This window comes from Nonomuraea sp. NPDC049709, assembly GCF_040674815.1.
GTDB lineage: Bacteria > Actinomycetota > Actinomycetes > Streptosporangiales > Streptosporangiaceae > Nonomuraea.
In genome coordinates this window covers 1-17,368 of record NZ_JBFANM010000099.1, presented here as the reverse complement: position 1 = coordinate 17,368, position 17,368 = coordinate 1, and the positions used below count along the sequence as shown (strand labels likewise).

At 72.0% G+C, this 17,368-nt stretch carries 16 protein-coding genes; 5 read left to right on the top strand and 11 right to left on the bottom strand.

The genetic code is table 11. The features are described from left to right. Positions 1–222 precede the first annotated feature (222 nt). From AB0J69_RS53735 to AB0J69_RS53705, 7 genes are all read right to left on the bottom strand, one after another. Positions 223–2,727 carry a mannose-1-phosphate guanyltransferase gene (locus tag AB0J69_RS53735; protein ID WP_364135303.1) on the bottom strand — a complete coding sequence of 835 codons (2,505 nt, stop codon included), beginning with the start codon at positions 2,725–2,727 and terminating at the stop codon, positions 223–225. A gap of 4 nt (positions 2,728–2,731) precedes the next feature. Beyond that, the gene (locus AB0J69_RS53730) at positions 2,732–3,313 is read right to left on the bottom strand and encodes a CDP-alcohol phosphatidyltransferase family protein (protein WP_364135300.1); all 582 of its coding nucleotides are present in this window, start codon (positions 3,311–3,313) and stop codon (positions 2,732–2,734) included. 503 nt (positions 3,314–3,816) lie between these two features. Next, entirely contained in the window at positions 3,817–4,569 is a 753-nt protein-coding gene (locus tag AB0J69_RS53725; RefSeq protein WP_364135297.1) for a GNAT family N-acetyltransferase, read from the bottom strand. Positions 4,570–4,648: 79 nt separating this feature from the next. Continuing rightward, entirely contained in the window at positions 4,649–5,245 is a 597-nt protein-coding gene (locus tag AB0J69_RS53720; RefSeq protein WP_364135294.1) for a phosphoribosylanthranilate isomerase, read from the bottom strand. Between the two features lie 10 nt (positions 5,246–5,255). Continuing rightward, entirely contained in the window at positions 5,256–5,669 is a 414-nt protein-coding gene (locus AB0J69_RS53715) for a hypothetical protein (RefSeq protein WP_364135291.1), read from the bottom strand. A gap of 142 nt (positions 5,670–5,811) precedes the next feature. After that, on the bottom strand, positions 5,812–6,501 hold the full coding sequence (locus tag AB0J69_RS53710; protein WP_364135288.1) for a response regulator transcription factor: 690 nt from the start codon (positions 6,499–6,501) through the stop codon (positions 5,812–5,814). Beyond that, positions 6,498–8,102, bottom strand: a complete 1,605-nt coding sequence (locus AB0J69_RS53705) for a histidine kinase (protein ID WP_364135285.1) — start codon at positions 8,100–8,102, stop codon at positions 6,498–6,500. The genes AB0J69_RS53710 and AB0J69_RS53705 overlap by 4 nt, the downstream gene beginning before the upstream one ends. 128 nt (positions 8,103–8,230) lie before the next feature. Between AB0J69_RS53705 and AB0J69_RS53700 the strand changes: the two genes are divergently transcribed. Continuing rightward, positions 8,231–8,818: an SAM-dependent methyltransferase gene (locus AB0J69_RS53700; RefSeq protein ID WP_364135282.1), complete on the top strand. Its 588-nt coding sequence runs from the start codon at positions 8,231–8,233 to the stop codon at positions 8,816–8,818. Positions 8,819–9,089: 271 nt separating this feature from the next. On the opposite strand, the gene AB0J69_RS53695 is transcribed toward AB0J69_RS53700, so the two are convergent. The 3 genes from AB0J69_RS53695 to AB0J69_RS53685 are packed head-to-tail and all read right to left on the bottom strand — an operon-like array spanning position 9,090 to position 11,482. Then, positions 9,090–9,872, bottom strand: a complete 783-nt coding sequence (locus AB0J69_RS53695) for an enoyl-CoA hydratase/isomerase family protein (protein ID WP_364135279.1) — start codon at positions 9,870–9,872, stop codon at positions 9,090–9,092. Next, positions 9,872–10,786, bottom strand: coding sequence for an alpha/beta hydrolase (locus AB0J69_RS53690; protein WP_364135276.1), 915 nt, complete (start codon positions 10,784–10,786; stop codon positions 9,872–9,874). The genes AB0J69_RS53695 and AB0J69_RS53690 overlap by 1 nt, the downstream gene beginning before the upstream one ends. A gap of 9 nt (positions 10,787–10,795) precedes the next feature. After that, positions 10,796–11,482: a gamma-glutamyl-gamma-aminobutyrate hydrolase family protein gene (locus AB0J69_RS53685; protein WP_364135273.1), complete on the bottom strand. Its 687-nt coding sequence runs from the start codon at positions 11,480–11,482 to the stop codon at positions 10,796–10,798. A gap of 547 nt (positions 11,483–12,029) precedes the next feature. On the opposite strand from AB0J69_RS53685, the gene AB0J69_RS53680 reads away from it, so the two are divergent. After that, positions 12,030–13,148, top strand: a complete 1,119-nt coding sequence (locus tag AB0J69_RS53680) for a globin domain-containing protein (RefSeq protein WP_364135270.1) — start codon at positions 12,030–12,032, stop codon at positions 13,146–13,148. 115 nt (positions 13,149–13,263) lie between these two features. Further along, complete coding sequence (locus AB0J69_RS53675) at positions 13,264–14,667, top strand: sialidase family protein (protein WP_364135267.1); 1,404 nt, start codon at positions 13,264–13,266, stop codon at positions 14,665–14,667. A 139-nt stretch (positions 14,668–14,806) separates the two neighbouring features. Here AB0J69_RS53675 and AB0J69_RS53670 read toward each other — a convergent pair whose 3' ends face one another. Further along, entirely contained in the window at positions 14,807–15,601 is a 795-nt protein-coding gene (locus AB0J69_RS53670) for a helix-turn-helix transcriptional regulator (protein ID WP_364135264.1), read from the bottom strand. A 154-nt stretch (positions 15,602–15,755) separates the two neighbouring features. Here AB0J69_RS53670 and AB0J69_RS53665 point away from each other — a divergent pair, with 154 nt between their 5' ends. Both AB0J69_RS53665 and AB0J69_RS53660 read left to right on the top strand, forming a co-directional pair. Continuing rightward, positions 15,756–16,835: an exo-alpha-sialidase gene (locus tag AB0J69_RS53665; RefSeq protein ID WP_364135261.1), complete on the top strand. Its 1,080-nt coding sequence runs from the start codon at positions 15,756–15,758 to the stop codon at positions 16,833–16,835. Positions 16,836–16,838: 3 nt separating this feature from the next. Next, positions 16,839–17,147 carry a hypothetical protein gene (locus tag AB0J69_RS53660; protein ID WP_364135258.1) on the top strand — a complete coding sequence of 103 codons (309 nt, stop codon included), beginning with the start codon at positions 16,839–16,841 and terminating at the stop codon, positions 17,145–17,147. The last annotated feature ends 221 nt before the right edge of the window (positions 17,148–17,368 follow it).

The window sequence follows — 17,368 nt, the reverse complement described above, 5'->3', positions numbered from 1 at the left end:
GAATGCCGCAACTTACGCTGATCAGCGGCAAAGGTCAAGGCGGGGCGCTGCACTTTGGTTTGGACGCAGACAAAGTTACCGTCGCCCCCGCCCCGTGGTCCATGCCGCCGCGCGTTTCTACATTACGATCTTGCGGCACTCTCTGTGCACGTCATCGGCAAAGCCTTTCCCGATCCTCTCCGGTCGCTGTGCGTGACGGCGCGTGACGGGTGTGCGACGAGGTCAGCCGGCGGCCTGCTCCACGATGCGCGCCCACCGTTCGAGCAGTGCCTGGGCGCTGTCGACGTCCGACGCCTCGGCCCACAGGTCGGTGACCGGCTCGGCGGCGGCGGGCAGGACCAGCACCCAGCTCCCGTCCTCGCGGGCCACCCGCACGCCGTCGGTGGTGTCGACGCGGTGGCCCTCCGGCTCGGCCTCGGCGGCCTCGATGACCGAGCGCATGACGGCGCCCTTGGCCGCCCATGGCGTGGGCACGGTGCGCTTGAGCAGCTTGACCTCGGGGATCCTGGCGTCGATCTGGCTGAGCGACAACCGGGTGCGGGCGACCAGGCCGAGCAGGCGCATGAAGGCGGCCAGCCCGTCGATGGCGGGGCTGAACTCCGGGACCACGAACCCGCCGCGCCCGTCGGCCGCGAAGATCATGTCGGGGCTCGCGGCGGCCGAGGTGAGGGCGTCGAGCGCGGTGGAGGTCCACTGCACCTGTACGCCGTGGAAGCGGCAGACCTGCTCGGCGACCCTGGTCGTGGTGACGGGCAGGGCCACCTGGCCGCCCCGGCGCTCCGCGGCGACCAGGTCGAGCACGACGAGCAGGGCGCGTTCCTCGTTGATGAGCTGGCCCTTCTCGTCCACCAGGGCGATGCGCTCGCCGACCGGGTCGAACCGCACGCCGAAGGCCGCCCGCGAGGAACTGACGAGCTCGGACAGGCGCTGCAGGTCGCGGCGGCGCTCGGCGAGCGTCTCGGTGGGCGAGACGTCGTCGAGGCGGGCGTTCACGGTGAGCACCTCGACGCCGACCCGGCCGAGCAGCGTGGGCAGCACCAGCGAGGAGGTGCCCCCGGCGCAGTCGACGACGACCTTCATGTCCCTGACGCCGCTCACGCCGACGTGGCGCAGCAGCTCGTGGGTGTAGTCCTCGACGGCCCTGGCCGGGTAGGCGAGCTCGGCGATCTCGCCGGGGAAGGCGCGGCGGAACTCCTGGCGGGAGAAGACCCGCTCCAGCTTGCGCTGCGCGGCCGGGGGCAGGTCGGCGCCGCGGTCGTCCATGATGACGATGTCCACGCTCTGCGGGTCGCCGGGGGTGGTGCGCAGCACGATGCCGCCGGCGGCCGACTCGCGGGCCGTGTGGAAGCGGGTGACCGGCAGCGGGGCCGCCTCGAGGTCGAGGACGTTGATGGCGCCGGCGGTGAGCGCGCCGATGACGGCCCGCTTGAGCGCCCTGGCGGCCAGGGAGCAGTCGCGGGAGGTGACGACGTACTCGCCCTTCTTCAGGGTGGTGGCGTACGCGCTGGCCAGGCGGACGCACAGCTCGGCGGTGATCTCGACGTTGACCAGGCCGCTGACCCCCCGGGGGCCGAACAGGTTGCGCTGGCCACGCGACTCCCAGATGACGCTGGTGTTGACGACCGCGCCGGCCTCGATGGTCTTGAACGGGTAGACCCGGACGCCGCTGGAGACGTACGCCTCGGCCTCGATGACGCATTCGTCGCCGATGACGGCGTTCTCCTCGATGCGGGCGCCGGCCATCACGTCGGTGCTCTTGCCGATGACGCAGCCGCGCAGGTGGGCGCCTGGGCCGAGGTAGACGTTGTCGTGGACGATCGCGCGGTGCAGGAAGGCGCCCTCGCGGACGACGACGTTGTTGCCGAGCACGGTGTATTCACGCAGTTCGGCGCCCGCCTCGACCTTGGCGTACTCGCCGATGAGCAGCGGGCCCTTGAGCACGGCGTCGGGGTCCACCGAGGCCGAGTCGGCGACCCAGACCCCCGGCGAGACCTCGAAGCCGCCGATGTCCAGCTCGACCTTGCCGGACAGGGCGTCGGCCTGGGCCTTGAGGTAGCTGTCGTGGGTGCCGACGTCCTCCCAGTAGCCGTCGGCCACGTAGCCGTAGATGTCGGCGCCACGTTCGAGGAGGGCGGGGAAGACGTCGGAGGACCAGTCGACGGGCTCTCCGGCGGCGACGGCCTCGAGGACCTCGGGTTCCATGACGTAGATGCCGGTGTTGACGGTGTCGGAGAAGACCTGGCCCCAGGTGGGCTTCTCCAGGAAGCGCTGTACGCGGCCTTCCTCGTCCACGATGATGATCCCGAATTCCAGGGGATTGGGGACCCTTTTCAGGCCAATTGTCACAAGTGCCTGATTTTCACGGTGAAAACGGATCATGTCGGATAAATCAATATCCGTTAGGGCATCGCCGGAGATCACCAGAAATCGGTCGTCGCGGAGGCGGTCGGCGGCGTTCTTGACGCTGCCGGCGGTGCCGAGAGGGATGTCCTCGGTGGCGTACTGCAGGCTCATGCCCAGCTCGTCGCCGTCTCCGAAGTAGTTGCGCACCAGGGCGGCCAGGAACTGGAGGGTCACCACCGTCTCGGTGACGCCGTGCCGCTTGAGCAGGCGCAGGACGTGCTCCATGATCGGGCGGTTGACCACGGGGAGCAGGGGCTTGGGCTGGTTGGCGGTCATCGGACGCAGCCGAGTGCCCTCCCCGCCTGCCATGACGACCGCCTTCACCCGATCACCCCTTCTTGGCCGCGGTTACGAGCTGGCGCACCTGTACCACATACAGCACCCCCGCCCACCAGTACAGGCCCGTTCCCCAAAGCGCGAACGCCCATCCGACAATGCGGGCTATATCGGCATACCACCCCGTGTGGGAGGCGAGGAAGAGGAGAGGGAAAGCGTACATGAGGTTGAACATGGCGGCCTTGCCCAGGAAATGCACCTGAAGTGCCTTATAGCCATGTTTGCGAAGTACGGGGATGAAACTTCCGACGAAGAGTTCCCGGGCGACGATGACCGCGACCAGCCACCACGGGATCACGTCGCGGAGCAGGAGGGCCAGGATGGTGGCGAAGACGTACAGCTTGTCGGCGGCGGGGTCGATGATCCGGCCGAGCTTGCTGGTCTGATTGAACGCCCGGGCGATCTTTCCGTCGAGCCAGTCGGTGAACCCGGCGACCGCGAGGATCCCGATGGCCCACCCGTCCGCCTTGGGCCCGAGAACCAGCCAGAGGAACACGGGGACGCCCAGGAGGCGCAGGAAGCTCAGCAGGTTAGGAACCGTCCAGATCCGGTCCTCGGCGGAAGTTTCGCTCACGCAGGAGACCCTACTGCGTGGAACTCCAACACAGCGGTCCCGCCTGGGCCCGGCTTTTCCAGGCGTTTCAGCACCCACCTCGACGCCTCACCGCCCCCAACCCTCTCCACCGCCCCTCCACCCCGGCCGGGCCCCCTTCGCCGGTGCCCAGCGAGCCCGGCCCCAGCTCAGGACACACGCAACTCCCCGGCGGCACCGCGCCTCCACGGCCCCGCCGCCACGGGCCAGTATTCCGGGGGCTGACCCGCCTCCCTCCTGGGGCGCACGAGGGCCCTGCGACGCCGCCCTCGCGCGGAGCCGCAGCCGGGGCCGGAAGCATCCGGGAGGGAGTCGGCGCCTGGGCCGGAAGTCCGCGCCGGGGGCGGGAGCGGCGGCCGGGGCGGAGGCCGGAGGTCGGAGGGCGGGAGGCGGAGCCGGAAGGCCGGGAGGCGGAGGGCGGGAGGCGGAGGGCGGGAGCCGGGGCAGGAGGCGCGGCGTCGGGCGCCGGAGGGGGTGGGGGTGGGTCAGGTGCGGAGGAAGGCGTGGGTGCGGCCGAGTTGCTCGAAGCCGAGGCGGGAGTAGAAGTGGCGCGGCCAGTCGTCCGCGTCGGCCACCAGGAAGATCAGCTCGGCCCCCTCCGCCTCCGCCAGCAGCGCGGTCATCAGGGCACGCGCGTACCCCTTGCCCCGGTACGGCTCGCCGGTGAAGACGCTCTCGATCTGGGCGACCCCGTCGTGCGCGTACAGGTCGGCCCTGGCGGCGATCTCCCCGTCCGGGGCGCGTACGCCGTGGAAGCCCACCGAGCCGGCCCCGCGCAGCCGGGACTCCACGCGCCTGGCCAGCCCGTCGATCACCGCGTCGGGGGCCTGCGGCAGGGTATGGCGCCAGTCGCGGCGCAGCACGGGTATCAGCTCCGGCAGTTCGAGCCGCTCGGCCGGGGCCGGATCTCGTGGGACCGGGCCGCGGAAGGCCATGAGGAGATTCGTCTCGTGGTCGTAGCCGGCGGCGGCGAACGCGGGTGCGTACGCCGTGCCGAGCCGGTCGTCGTCCACGCACACCAGCCGGTGGCCGCGGCTCGCGAGTGCCTCGTCGGCCGCCGCCAGGAGCCGCGCCACCGCCGCAGCGGGGTCGTCGTCGGGCGCCGTGCGGACGATCAGCTTGTTGTCGTCGTACGAGCCGGGGAACCGATCGTCGAGCACCGCGAACCCGCCGGGCACCGGGACCGCGCGCGGCGCCCTGCGGCGGGCGAAGGCGTGCAGGAAGTCCAGCGCGCGCACCAGGGCGGCTCCGTCCCGGATGTGCCGCTCCGTGACGAGCGCTTCCGAAGTGACGGGCGCTTGCGAAGACGGGGCGGGGTCAGGCATGGGGCTGGCGGGCCGCGCGGAGGAACGCCTCGATCAGGGCCGAGTCCTTGACCCCGGGCGCGGTCTCGACGCCGCTGGAGACGTCCACGCCCCACGGGTCCGCGGCCGCGATGGCCTCGGCGACGTTGGCCGGGGCGAGGCCGCCCGCGAGCATCCACTGCCCGGAGGGCCGTCCGCGTACGGCGGCCCAGTCCCACGGCTCGCCCGAGCCCGCGTGCGGCGCGTCCACCAGGAGCAGGTCCTCGTCGAAGGCCCCGCAGCGCAGGTCGGCCTGCGCGTCGACGGCCCTGACCAGGCGGACGCCGAGGTCCTTCAGCGCGGTGAAGTCGCCGTGCGGGTGCCGACCGTGCAGCTGCACGGCCCGCACCCCGGAGGCCAGCGCCGCCGCCCGCACCGTCTCCGGGTCCTCGCCCCGGAACACGCCGACGGTGAGCACGTGCTCGGGGACGAGCGCGGCCAGCTCGGCCGCCCGCTCGGGCGTGATCCGGCGCGGGCTCCGGGTCATGACGAACCCGATGGCGTCGGCCCCGGCCCCGACGGCGGTGGCCACGTGCTCCGGCTCGCTCAGCCCGCAGATCTTCACATACACATCTCCGACCTTAGCGGCGGCGGGCGGCTGCCGGGGACCACGCCCAGATCAGCACGGCGCTGGTGAGACCGAACAGGAGCACGCCGTTGGGGAGGTGCGCCCCCAGCCACAGCCAGGTGAAGTGCTGGGCCGCACCGACGACGAACAGCGCCACGCTGGCCAGCGCGGGCCAGCCCGCCCCGCGGCCGGGGCGCCAGACGAGGACGGCCAGGACGATCTGGACGAGGGCCACGAGGTGAACGACCATGCCGGCCATGACGTGGGTCTCGATCATGGAGTCCGACTCCACCGCCTGGCCGGCGAACGAGGCGGCCACGAGCAGCGCCGCCGCCTGGGCGGTGACGGCGACGCGCAGGCTGTAGAGGAGGCCGGCGGAGACCCGGTCCGCACGCTGGGGCCGGGGCATGGTTACGGTTTCCGACATGGTGATCAGTGGTCCTTCCGGTCGTACGACGGGTGAAGGACCACATGGTCGCGGTGAGGGGCCGGGCGGGTCGTCAGCCTGCGGGGTGACTCGCGGGTCCGCCGCCGGGCGGATCCCACCCCGGTGGCGGTGGTGACGCGGCTCAGCCGGAGGATCCGCCGCGTGGCTGGCGTACGGGGCGGAAGGAGGCGTCCACGAGGCCGGTGCGGTGGGCGACGACGGCGGCCTGGATGCGGTTGCGCAGGCCCAGCTTGTCCATGGCGGCGGCGATGTGGGTCTTGACCGTGGTGACGCCGACGTGCAGCTCCTCGGCGATCTCCGCGTTGGACAGACCCGTGCCGACCAGGGCGAGCACCTCGATCTCGCGCTCGGTCAGCCCGGGAGGCGCGGCCGGCCCGGCGGCCTGCTCCTCGGCGGCCAGGAAGCGCTCCACGACCCGGCGCAGCACCGAGGGCGCCAGGAGCTGCTCGCCGGCCGCGGCCCTGCGCACGGCGTCCACCATGCGCTCCGGCTCGTCGTCCTTGACCAGGAAGCCGACCGCGCCGGCGCGCAGGGCGGCGTAGACGTTGCCGTCCTCGGCGAACGTGGTCAGCACCACGATCCTGGCTCCGGGCCGGGCCGCGAGCACCCGCCTGATGGCCTCCAGGCCGTCGACCCTGGGCATGCGCAGATCCATGAGGACCACGTCGGGCAGGTGGCGCTCGGCCAGGCGCACGGCCTCGGCGCCGTCCTCGGCCTCGCCCACGACCTCCATGTCGCCCGTGGCCTGCAGCAGCATGCGCACGCCCGCGCGGACGAGCGCCTGGTCGTCGGCCACCAGCACGCGGATCATGCCACACTCCCCGAGGACAGGCGGGTGGGCAGGTGGGCGGCCAGCAGCCAGCCGCCCTCGCCGTCGGGCCCGGCGCTGAGGGTGCCCCCGACGGTGCGTACGCGCTCGCGCATGCCGGCCAAACCGCGCCCGGAGGAGGGCAGGCGTTCGATGGCCGTGGGCGGCCGGCCGTTGCGGATCTCCACGGCCAGACCCTCGTCCGCCGGGGTCACGGATACGCGGACCCGGGTGCCGGGACCTGCGTGTTTGAGCACGTTGGTGAGTCCTTCCTGGACGATTCTGGCCGCGGAGGTGCGGGCGATGAGCGGGGCCTGATCCGTGGCCGGGTCGAGGTCGAGGTCGACGACGAGGCCGGCGGCGGACATGCGCTCGGCGGACTCGCGTACGACGTCGGCGGGGTTGGCCAGCAGGTCGGGCTGGCGTTCGGGGTCGCGCAGCAGGTCGAGCAGGTCGCGCAGGTCCTGCAGCACCTGGTGGCCGGTCTCGCGGATGTCGTTGAGCGCGTCGGCCACGGGGCCGTCGGGGGCGGTGTAGCGGGCGGCGCTGGCCCGCAGCACCATGGCGCCGACGTGGTGGGCCACGATGTCGTGCACGTCGCGGGCGATGCGCTCGCGCTCGGCGAGCTGGTCGGCCCGCACCTGCGCGACCGCCGCGCGGGCGGCCTCCTCGGCGCGCAGGCGTTCGGAGGCCACGGCGGCGCGGCGCATGCCCAGGTAGCGGCCGATGGCGATGGGCGTGGCCACCAGCGTCATCAGCACGCCGACGCGGAACCCGGTGATCTCGGTGTCGTCGCCGACGACGGCGATGGAGGTCAGCAGGCAGCCGGTCATGTACGCGGCCACCGTCCAGGCCCAGGACACCACCCGCATGGCGAAGACGCCGATCGCGATGAGCGTGAGGATCACGCACGTGTTGACGGCCTGGTTGAGATAGGTGTCGGCCGAGACGAGCAGCACGCCCTGCAGCAGGAACACCAGGCCGGGCAGCCGCCTGGCGATGCCCAGCGACAGGCCGCCCACCACGGCCAGCAGCCCGACCACCCAGACGGGCTGCTGGCCCGCGTGCCAGGAGGTCCACGTGCTGAGCACGGTGATCGCCACACCGCCCGCCGCGAGCAGCGCGTCGGGGGTGACGTCGCGCTCGTCGAGGCGCTCGGCGGAGCTGCGCAGGTAGGCGCCGAGTACGGCGGGGAAGACGGGCAGCAGCACGGAGTACATCCACATGTTGCCGGTGAGCGCGATGCCCGGATCGGCGATGTTGAGGGCGGTCGCGAAGATCGTGGCGGTCACGGCGAGGGCGGTGGACCGCGCCCTCGAGGTGTGCCCGGCCACGCCCAGTGCCACGCAGACGAGGATCTGGGCGGTGTTGGAGGTGAACGAGCCGAGCTGGTCGGTGATGGCCAGGAAGGCCGCCAGGTAGAGGGTGACGGGCACCGGCCAGCGGCGTACCAGGCCCATGGGCAGGCCGACGAGCAGCGCCATGGGGATGTTCATCTCGGCGGGCAGGTATTCGGTGTCACCGGCGTGCGCCGTGGTCAGCAGATCCAGGCCCACTCCAGAAGCCGCGAGGAGGACATCCAGCGGCACACCACGCCAACGCATGCACACACCGTATCCGCCGAGCGTGAACTGCTGATCCTCCGGACGGGCGACCCCGCCTCCTCCAAGTGGCCGGACATCCGCCCGGACGGGGGAGCGATCGGGCCCGGTCGCTCCCCTAGATTCTGATCATGTCCAACGACACCGCAGTTTTTCTCGGCCAGTTCCTGCGCTCCCCCGCCACGATCGGCGCGCTCGCGCCAAGCTCGCGGCGGCTGGCCGCGGCCGTTTGCGCGCCGATCCCCGAGCGGGGCGAGCCCGTCGTGGCCGAGCTCGGCCCGGGTACGGGTGCGTTCACGGTGGAGATCCAGGAGCGGCTGGCCGGGCGCGGCCACCATATGGCCGTGGAGCTCAACGAACCGCTGGCGCGGTTGCTGGCCGAGCGCTTCCCCACGGTGGACGTGGTGCACGACGACGCGACCCGGCTGGGCGAACTCCTTGGCGAGCGCGGGCTGCGGATGGCCGACGTGGTGGTGAGCGGGCTGCCGTGGGCGGCCTTCCCGGACGAGTTGCAGCGGGAACTGCTGACCGCGGTGACGGGGGCGATGAGCCCGGGGGCGGCGTTCACCACGTTCTCCTACATCCACGCCATCCCGCTCAGCTCGGCGCGGCGGTTCCGTGCGCTGCTGGCCGAGCGCTTCGAGGAGGTCGTCCCCGGGCGTACGGTGTGGCGTAACACTCCCCCGGCCTTCGTGTTCCACGCGCGCCGGCCCCGGTGAGCCCGGCTGAGTGAAGCGGGGTGTCCGGCCGCCCGATCGGTACCGAATGCGGGCGGTACCGCACCTGTGGCGGGGGAGCTTCTGCTCAACCCCCTCGCGGCGCGGCTTCCCGGACTGCCCCCGCGGCTTGCGGTGGCTTCAAGCCGGCCTGCCCAAGATCTCGCGGCCGGCGTACGGGTGCGTTGGCGGCACCTCCTCCAGCTCGTTGTCCTCCACCTAATCCTCCACGAGGCCCGCCTACCCGAGGCCCGGGGAAGCACACGCCTGGCGCTCAGCCGAATGACGGGGGCCGCTTCTCGCGCAGCGCCCGCACGCCCTCGGCCACGTCGGGGCCGGTGAAGCCGAGGAACTCCATGGCGAGCGAGGCGTCGAAGGAGGGACCGGCCAGGCGCAGCCAGTTGTTGAGCGAGTATTTGGTGAGCCTGATCGCCTCCTGGGCCCCGGCCGCGAGCCGGACGGCGATCTCCAGGGCCCTGTCGTGCACCTGGTCGTCGTCCACGCACAGGCTGACGAGGCCCATCCGCTCGGCCTGCTCGCCCGTGACGGGCTCGCACAGCAGCAGGTGGTATTTGGCCTTGGCCATCCCGCACAGCAGCGGCCAGATGATCGCGGCGTGATCGCCGGCCGCGACGCCCAGCCGGGTGTGGCCGTCGATGATCCGCGCGGTGCGGCCGGCGACGGAGATGTCGGCCAGCAGCGCCACCGCGAGGCCCGCGCCGACGGCCGGGCCCTGGATGGCCGAGACGACGGGCTTGGCGCAGTTGAGCACGTTGTAGACGATGTCGCGGGCCTCGGCGAACACGCGCAGCCTGGTGGCGTGGTCGCGCGTCATCTCCTCGATCATGGTCAGGTCGCCGCCCGCGGAGAACGCCCGGCCCTCTCCCCTGACGAGGATGGCCCTGACGCCGTCGTCACGATCGGCGTCGCGCCAGATCTCGCCCAGCTCGCGGTGGGCGGCGGCGTCCACGGCGTTGAGCCTGGCGGGCTCGCTGATCGTGATCCGCAGCACGCCCTCGGCCGGGGTGTCGAACTTCAGCTTCGCGTAGGAGTCCATCAGAGCGACTCCCGCAGCCGCTCCGCCACGTAGTCGCGGGCCTCGACGGCCTGGTCGAACAGGCCGGGCAGGACGAAGAAGCTGTGCACGGCGCCGTCGAACCTGCGCAGCTCGGCCGGCACGCCCGCCTCGGCCAGGCGGGCGGCGTAGCGCTCGCCCTCGTCTCTCAGCACGTCGTATTCGGCGGTCACGACGGTCGCCGGCGCCAGGCCCGACACGTCGGGCAGGCGCAGCGGGGACAGCCGCGGGTCGGCCGGGTCGGCGTCGGGAGCGTATTGGCGGATGAACCAGGCCATCTCCTCGGCGTCCAGCCCGAAGCCCTTGGCGTGCTGGACGTAGCTGGGCGTGTCCATGGCCACGTCGAGCACCGGGTAGACGAGCACCTGGTGGGCCAGCCGCAGGCCGGCGTCGCGGGCCTGCCAGGCGGCGACGGCGGCCAGGTTGCCGCCCGCGCTGTCGCCGATCACGGCGACGCTGCCGTTGCTCTGGTAGAAGGCGGGCCTGGCGAAGATGTCGCGCACCACGGTCCAGGCGTCGTCGGCGGCGGCCGGGAAGGGGTGTTCGGGGGCCAGCCGGTAGTCGACCGACACCACCACCGCGCCGGTGCGGATGGCCAGGTCGCGGCCGGCCGCGTCGTTGCGCCTGACGCTGCCGATGACCCAGCCGCCGCCGTGGAAGTAGACCACCACGGGCAGCAGGCCGTCGCCGGGATCGGCCCGGTAGATGCGGATCGGCACGCCCTCGGCCAGCTCGTCGCGGACGAACGGCAGCTTCGTCAGCGGCCCTCGGTGGGCCGCCAGGGTGTCCTGCGCGCGCATTTCCTGGATCGCGGCCAGGTCGAGCGTGGCCAGGTCGGTGGTCAGATCCGACGGATACTGGGCGACGTAGTCCCGCGCCTGGGGGTGCAGCGGCATGATCGAAGCCTAGCGGGCCGCCTCGATGAACGCATCGAAGAGCCGATTGTCCTGGCCGCGTTCCGGGTGCCACTGCACCCCGACGCCGAACCGGTGTCCCTGCAGCTCGATGCCCTCGACGATCTGGTCCTCGGCCCAGGCCACGGCCAGCAGGCCGCTGCCGAGGCGGCGTACGGACTGGTGGTGCGGCGCGTTCACCTCGACCCGGTCGCCGATCGCCTTGCCGAGCTTGCTGGAGACGCTGACCTGGATCGTGTGGCCGCCGTCCGGCTCGGCGTGGCGGTCGCTGTCCAGCACCTCCGGCAGCCAGGGGATGAGCGTGCCGCCCTGGGCGACGTTGAGCACGTGCATGCCCCTGGCGATGGCCAGGATGGGCAGGTCGGCGCGGATGGCGGCCCTGACGATGGCCAGCTCGAACCGGTCGCGGTGCACCTGCGGCTCGGCGACGCGCTCGTCCGGATCGCCGTTGTAGGTGTCGGCCCCCACCTCCACGCCGCCGGCCAGGACGATGCCCTGCAGGCCGCGTACGTAGTCCTCGATGGCGTGCGGGCCGAGTGGCGGCAGCATCACGGGCGCGCCCCCCGCCCGTCCGACCGCCTTGGCGTACGAGGGGGGAGACAGCACGGCCTCCCGGACCCAGTCGCCCCAGCGGGCGGCTTCGAAGTAGGCGGTGATACCGATCAGCGGTCGGGACATGCGATCTCCAGGGGGCATGGTGGAGTCGTGCGGGCGCCAGCCGGTCGACGTGACGGCCCCATGCCCATCATGGCGCACTCTCTTTCCGATATGTCACCCCTCCCAAAGATCCCCTCCTACCGCTTGCCTCCCGGGGGGCCGGACATTCCGGGTTTCGCCCCCTCCCCCACCTTCGTCCAGCCGTGCCCGCCACGCCCCGGTCTCAACACGGACGTTCGCCGGCCATCCCGAGCGACCCGCCCGCGAGGGGTTCCGGCCGGGCCGGTCACAGAACTCCCGCGAATGAAATGCGAAAATAAATAATTTTCGCATTTGCCGACCGAAATCGCATGGGGATTGCCTGCGGAGAATCACGAGAACGCTACTGATAGTTCTGCTTCGCACCGTATTGAGGGGAAACGGTTGTGACGCGTCATCGGTGGTGTAAGACTCAATTTCGAGCGCTCGGGTACGCCGGGGCTGGTCCCCGCGCTCATGACCCGGAACCGTCAGGGAGGTGAACGGCGAGACCGGAATGCGTTTCCGGTCAAAGGGTGGGGTTGGATATATGTCGTTGAATCCGCGCCTGGTGAAAGAGAGTTTCTCCGTCGTGGAGCCGCTGGCCGACAAGGCCACGGCCTACTTCTACGGCCGGCTGTTCGCGGAGAACCCGCACTTGCGAGGGATGTTCCCGCCGGCCATGGACGTGCAGCGGGACCGGCTGTTCAGCGCGTTGACCCGGATCGTGTGGAGCCTGGACAGCCCGGACAGCCTGGCGGCCTTCCTCGGGCAGCTCGGGCGGGACCACCGCAAGTACGGCGTGATCGCCGAGCACTACACGGCCGTGGGCAACGCGCTGCTCGCCACGATCCGCCGCTTCGCCGCGGACGTGTGGAACCACGAGATCGAGGCGGCCTGGGTGTCGGCGTACACGGCCGCCGCGAACCTGATGATCGAGTCGGCCGAGTCGGACTCGGGGGTCTCCCCCGCCTGGTGGCTGGCCGAGGTCATCGACCACGAGCAGCGTCACCGGGACATCGCGGTCCTCACGCTGCGGCCGACGCAGCGGCTGCCGTACACGCCGGGACAGTACGTCAACGTGCAGACCGCGCGCTGGCCGCGCGTGTGGCGGACCTTCTCCATCGCCAACGCGCCGCGCCCGGACAACACGATCAGGCTGCACGTGCGCTCGGTCCCGGGCGGCTGGGTGTCGACCACGCTGATCAGGCACACCCGCATCGGCGACACGCTCATGCTGGGCCCGCCGATGGGCACGATGGCGCCGCGCGAGCAGAGCGTGCGCGACGTCCTGTGCGTGGCCGGCGGCACGGGCCTGGCGCCGCTGAAGGCGATCATCGAGTCCATCATCGCCTCCGGCCGCCGGCCCAACATCCACCTGCTGTACGGCGCCCGCACCGCCGACGAGCTGTACGACCTGCCGGACCTGATCAGGATGGAGTCGTCGTTCCCCTGGCTGCGGGTGCTGCCGGTGGTGTCGGACCAGCCCTCCTACGAGGGCATGCGCGGCCACCTGCCCGAGGTGACGCAGCGCTTCCACTCCTGGGCCGAGCACGACGTGTACGTGTGCGGCCCGACCTCCATGGTCAACGAGACCGTACGCCGCCTGCAGATCGACGGCGTGCCCCTGGCCCGCATCCACCGGGACATCATCCAGGGCGAACGCTGATTTTCTAGATCAGGAGGTTGACAGCGGGGATCGGACGGTGCCATCTGGAACTTGACCCGCCAAGTGGAGGTGGACTGTGCCATCCCCCGCCCGGTGCCGAGGAATCGGCGGATTCGTGAGCGTCGTCATAGCGACGCTCCTCCTCGTCCCCTCCCCCGCCGCCCTTGCCGAGGAGGCCGTGCCGCTGACCGAGATCGGGTCCGACGCCTACGCCAACGCCACCAGCCAGCACGGCACCCAGGCCGGGCCCGACACCTACCAGTGGGGCTCGACCATCGTGACCGCGCAGCAGGCGGGCCGCTTCCACGACGGAGGGGCGTCCGGCATCGCGTTCGCGACGTCCGCCGACAACGGCGCCACATGGGCGAAGGGCGTGCTGCCCGGGCTGACCGGTTTCGGGGGCGGGGCGTACGCGCGGGTCAGCAATCCGTCGGTGGCGTTCGACGCCGGTCACGGGGTGTGGCTGATCTCCTCGCTGGCGCTCACCGACGTGGGCGGGGTCGCCGGGGCGGCGGTGCTGACCAGCCGCTCCACCGACGGCGTGACCTGGGACGAGCCGGTCACGACCGCTGTCGGGGGCGACCTGGACAAGAGCTGGGTGGCCTGCGACAACGGCGCGGAAAGCCCGTACCGCGGCCGCTGCTACGTGGTGTTCGACGACCACGGCGCGGCCAACGCGATCAAGGTGGCCCGATCCTCCGACGGGGGGCTGACCTGGGCCGTGACCGGCACCTCGGCCACCGGGCTGGGCGGGCAGCCGGTGGTGCGGCCGAACGGGGCCGTGGTGGTCCCGTACCTGGGCGACGACGGCGAGATCCGCTCCTTCCGCTCCCGTGACGGCGGCGCGAGCTGGAGCGGGAGCGTGCCGGTCTCGCGGGTGCAGCGGCACACGGTGGCGGGCGGGCTGCGGGCCGCGCCGCTGCCGTCGGCGGAGGTCGACGCCGCCGGCACCGTGTACGTCGTCTGGCACGACTGCCGCTTCCAGATCGGCTGCGCCGGCAACGACATCGTGCTGAGCCGGTCGGCCACGGGGGCGTCGTGGGGCGACGTCATCCGGGTCACCGGCGACGGCGGCGACCACTTCATCCCCGGCCTCGGCGTGGACCGCGAGAGCGCGGGCGGCAGGGCCCGGCTCGCGCTGGCCTACTACCGGTACCCGGACGCCGCCTGCACGGCCGCCACGTGCCGCCTGACGGTCGCGTACACCTCCTCGACCAACGGCGGGGACAGCTGGTCGGCGCCGATGGAGCTGTACGGGCCGATGTCCGTGGAGTGGCTGGCCGGCAGCGCGCAGGGCCGCACGGTGGGCGACTACATCTCCACCTCGGTCGTCCCCGGCGGCAGCGCCTTCCCGGCGTTCGCGATCGCCCGGGCGCCCAGGGGCGGGGCGTACGACGTGCGCACCCACACGGTCACGGGCGGCTTACCGATCCTGGGCGGAGACCCGCCCTCGATCGCCATCGAGGCCGCCATCGCCACCGGCGACCCCCCGCCCACCACCCCACCGACCGCGCGCTGACCCCTGACCGCGCCGAAGCACGGTGGGAGAGGGCAGCTCAGGACCGGGGGGCGTGCGGGGAAGCCGGGGCTGACCGCCTGACGCACCCGAAGCCGCCGGCGTCGGCGTGGGCGTGGGCGTGGGCGTGGGCGTCGGCGGGCTACCCGCGCAGCACGGCGGCGGTCTCCTCGTCGCTGGGCCAGAACGTCTCGATGGCCAGCTCGGACACCGTCACGTCCACCGGCGTGCCGAACGTCGCGATCGTCGTGAACATCGACAGCACCCGGTCCCCCGCCGCGATCCGCAACGGCACCAGGATGTCGCCCGGCCCGGGAACGTGCGCCACGTTCAGATCCACCCCCGGGTAGGTGTAGGACGCCAGCTCGTCGTGCAGCTCGGCCAGCCGCCCGTCGCCGGACACCTCGGCCTGCCTGCGCAGCTGCTGCAGCAGGTGGGCCCGCACCTCGGCCAGGTTGAGCAGCCGCCCGCCCATCGCCTGCGGGTGCAGCGACAGCCGCATCACGTTGATCGGCTCCCGCAGCAGCTCGTCCGGCACCCCTTCCATGAACATGGCGGCCGCCGAGTTGGCCGCGACCAGGTTCCACACCGCGTCCACCACGACCGCCGGATAGGGCTCGTGCCCGGCGAGGATCTTGTCCAGCGCCCGCCGGACCACCTCGCCCTCGGGGGCGCGTACTTCCCGTTCGGGATAGACCGGGGCGAATCCCGCCGCCACCAGCAGCCTGTTGCGGTGCCGCAGCGGCACCCCCAGCTCCTCGGCCAGCCGCATCACCATCTCGCGGCTCGGCCGGGCGCGCCCGGTCTCCAGGAAACTGATGTGGCGGGCCGAGACGTCGGCCCCGATGGCCAGGTCGAGCTGGCTCACCCGCCGCCGCTGCCGCCACGAACGCAACAACTCACCAAAGACCTCTTCATGTACGGCGACCGCTCCCATGCCGCACACGTTATCGAGTGGAGGGAAGGGCCTCGATTACCCGGGAGGTAATGCGGGACGCGAAACGCCATCCTTGCGCGGGGAATCTCCCAGTCTTCGGCGACTGTCGGTGCCGCGTGGCACGATGGCCGCAAGCGAACATGGGAGCGATGCTATGAGTGACGCAATGCTCGCGATCGGCACCCGCAAGGGTCTGTTCCTCGCCCGTTCGACGGACGGCGGCCCCTTCGAGATCCAGCCGATCCAGTTCTCCACGGTCGCGGTGCCCTCGGTGGCGATCGACACGCGCGGCACCACACCCCGGCTCCTGGCCGGCATCGAATACGGCCACTTCGGTCCATCCGTCATGTATTCGGATGACCTCGGCCAGACCTGGCAGGAGGCGGAGCAGCCGCCCATCGCCTTCCCGGAGAAGACGGAGGCGACGCTGACCCGGGTCTGGCAGCTCGTCCCGTCCCCGTCGGAGCCCGAGGTGGTGTGGGCGGGCGTCGAGCCGGCCGCCCTCTTCCGCTCCGAGGACCGCGGCGTCACCTACCGGCTCGTCGAGGGCCTGTGGGAGCACCCGCACCGCGAGCACTGGCAGCCGGGCGGCGGCGGCCTGTGCCTGCACACGATCGTCAACCACCCCACCGACCCCGAGGTCATGGCGATCGCCGTCTCGGCCGCCGGCTTCTATCGCACGACCGACGGCGGCCTGTCGTGGGAGGCGGCCAACAAGAACATCCGGGCCCCGTTCATGCCGGAGGGGCAGCAATATCCCGAGTACGGGCAGTGCGTGCACAAGGTGTCCATGCATCCGTCCCGGCCCGAGCGGCTCTACCTGCAGCACCACTTCGGCGTCTACCGCAGCGACGACTTCGGCGGGAGCTGGCACGACATCGGCTCGCCGCTGCCGTCCGACTTCGGCTTCCCGATCGCGGTGCACCCGTCGCGGCCCGACACGATCTACGTGCTGCCGCTGACGGCCGACATGGACCGCACGCCGGTCGACCACCGCTACCGGATCTACCGCAGCGACGACGGGGGCAAGAGCTGGCAGCCGTTCTCGCAGGGGCTGCCGGAGGGGCCGGTCCACTCGAGCGTGCTGCGCGACGCGATGACGGCGTCGGAGGCGGGGGTGTTCTTCGGCACGCGCGACGGCGAGGTCTACTGCTCGCGCGACGACGGCGAGACCTGGTCGCTGGTCGGCCGGCACATGCCCGACGTGCTCACCGTGCGCGCGGCGGTGCTCTAGTCGATGACGAAACCGGTCACGATGGTCGTGTTCGTGCTGCCCAGCTCGCTGCGGAGATGGGTGAGCGGGCGGACGGAGGTCAAGGTCTTCGCCATCGGCGCCGACCGCGACTCCCCGCCCACCCTGGGCTCTGCCCTCGACATGCTGCGGCGCACGCATCCGATGCTGGAGGAGCGGCTGCGCGACGACTACGGGCGCATCCGCCGGCACATCAGCATGATCGTGTGCGGGGAGAACGCCCGGGGCCTCGGCGGCCTCGACTGCGCCCTGCCCCCGGGCGCCGAGGTCTACGTGCTCCCGGCGCTCGCCTGACCCGCGCCGCGCCGGCTCGCTCGCGGACGCGGCCGGTTGCCGGCCTCTCTTCCGGCAACCGGCCGCCGCGGCGCCTGCCATCCGCGCCGGATCCGGCGGCGGATGTGGTCGACCGGCCGCGGCCGGCGCAGGGCCAGACGCGGCCGGTGGCCGCCAATGCGGCGTGGGGGAGCGGCGAGAGCCCCGCCCCCAGCGCCGCCCTATTATCGGCGACCCACACG

What these genes read in the sequence shown, in the direction of transcription:
- AB0J69_RS53715 (WP_364135291.1), bottom strand. Translation starts at nt 5,669, where the DNA reads ATGTCGGAAACCGTAACCATGCCCCGGCCCCAGCGTGCGGACCGGGTC.
- AB0J69_RS53710 (WP_364135288.1), bottom strand. Translation starts at nt 6,501, where the DNA reads ATGATCCGCGTGCTGGTGGCCGACGACCAGGCGCTCGTCCGCGCGGGC.
- AB0J69_RS53705 (WP_364135285.1), bottom strand. Translation starts at nt 8,102, where the DNA reads ATGCGTTGGCGTGGTGTGCCGCTGGATGTCCTCCTCGCGGCTTCTGGA.
- AB0J69_RS53700 (WP_364135282.1), top strand. Translation starts at nt 8,231, where the DNA reads ATGTCCAACGACACCGCAGTTTTTCTCGGCCAGTTCCTGCGCTCCCCC.
- AB0J69_RS53695 (WP_364135279.1), bottom strand. Translation starts at nt 9,872, where the DNA reads ATGGACTCCTACGCGAAGCTGAAGTTCGACACCCCGGCCGAGGGCGTG.
- AB0J69_RS53690 (WP_364135276.1), bottom strand. Translation starts at nt 10,786, where the DNA reads ATGCCGCTGCACCCCCAGGCGCGGGACTACGTCGCCCAGTATCCGTCG.
- AB0J69_RS53685 (WP_364135273.1), bottom strand. Translation starts at nt 11,482, where the DNA reads ATGTCCCGACCGCTGATCGGTATCACCGCCTACTTCGAAGCCGCCCGC.
- AB0J69_RS53680 (WP_364135270.1), top strand. Translation starts at nt 12,030, where the DNA reads ATGTCGTTGAATCCGCGCCTGGTGAAAGAGAGTTTCTCCGTCGTGGAG.
- AB0J69_RS53670 (WP_364135264.1), bottom strand. Translation starts at nt 15,601, where the DNA reads ATGGGAGCGGTCGCCGTACATGAAGAGGTCTTTGGTGAGTTGTTGCGT.
- AB0J69_RS53665 (WP_364135261.1), top strand. Translation starts at nt 15,756, where the DNA reads ATGAGTGACGCAATGCTCGCGATCGGCACCCGCAAGGGTCTGTTCCTC.
- AB0J69_RS53660 (WP_364135258.1), top strand. Translation starts at nt 16,839, where the DNA reads ATGACGAAACCGGTCACGATGGTCGTGTTCGTGCTGCCCAGCTCGCTG.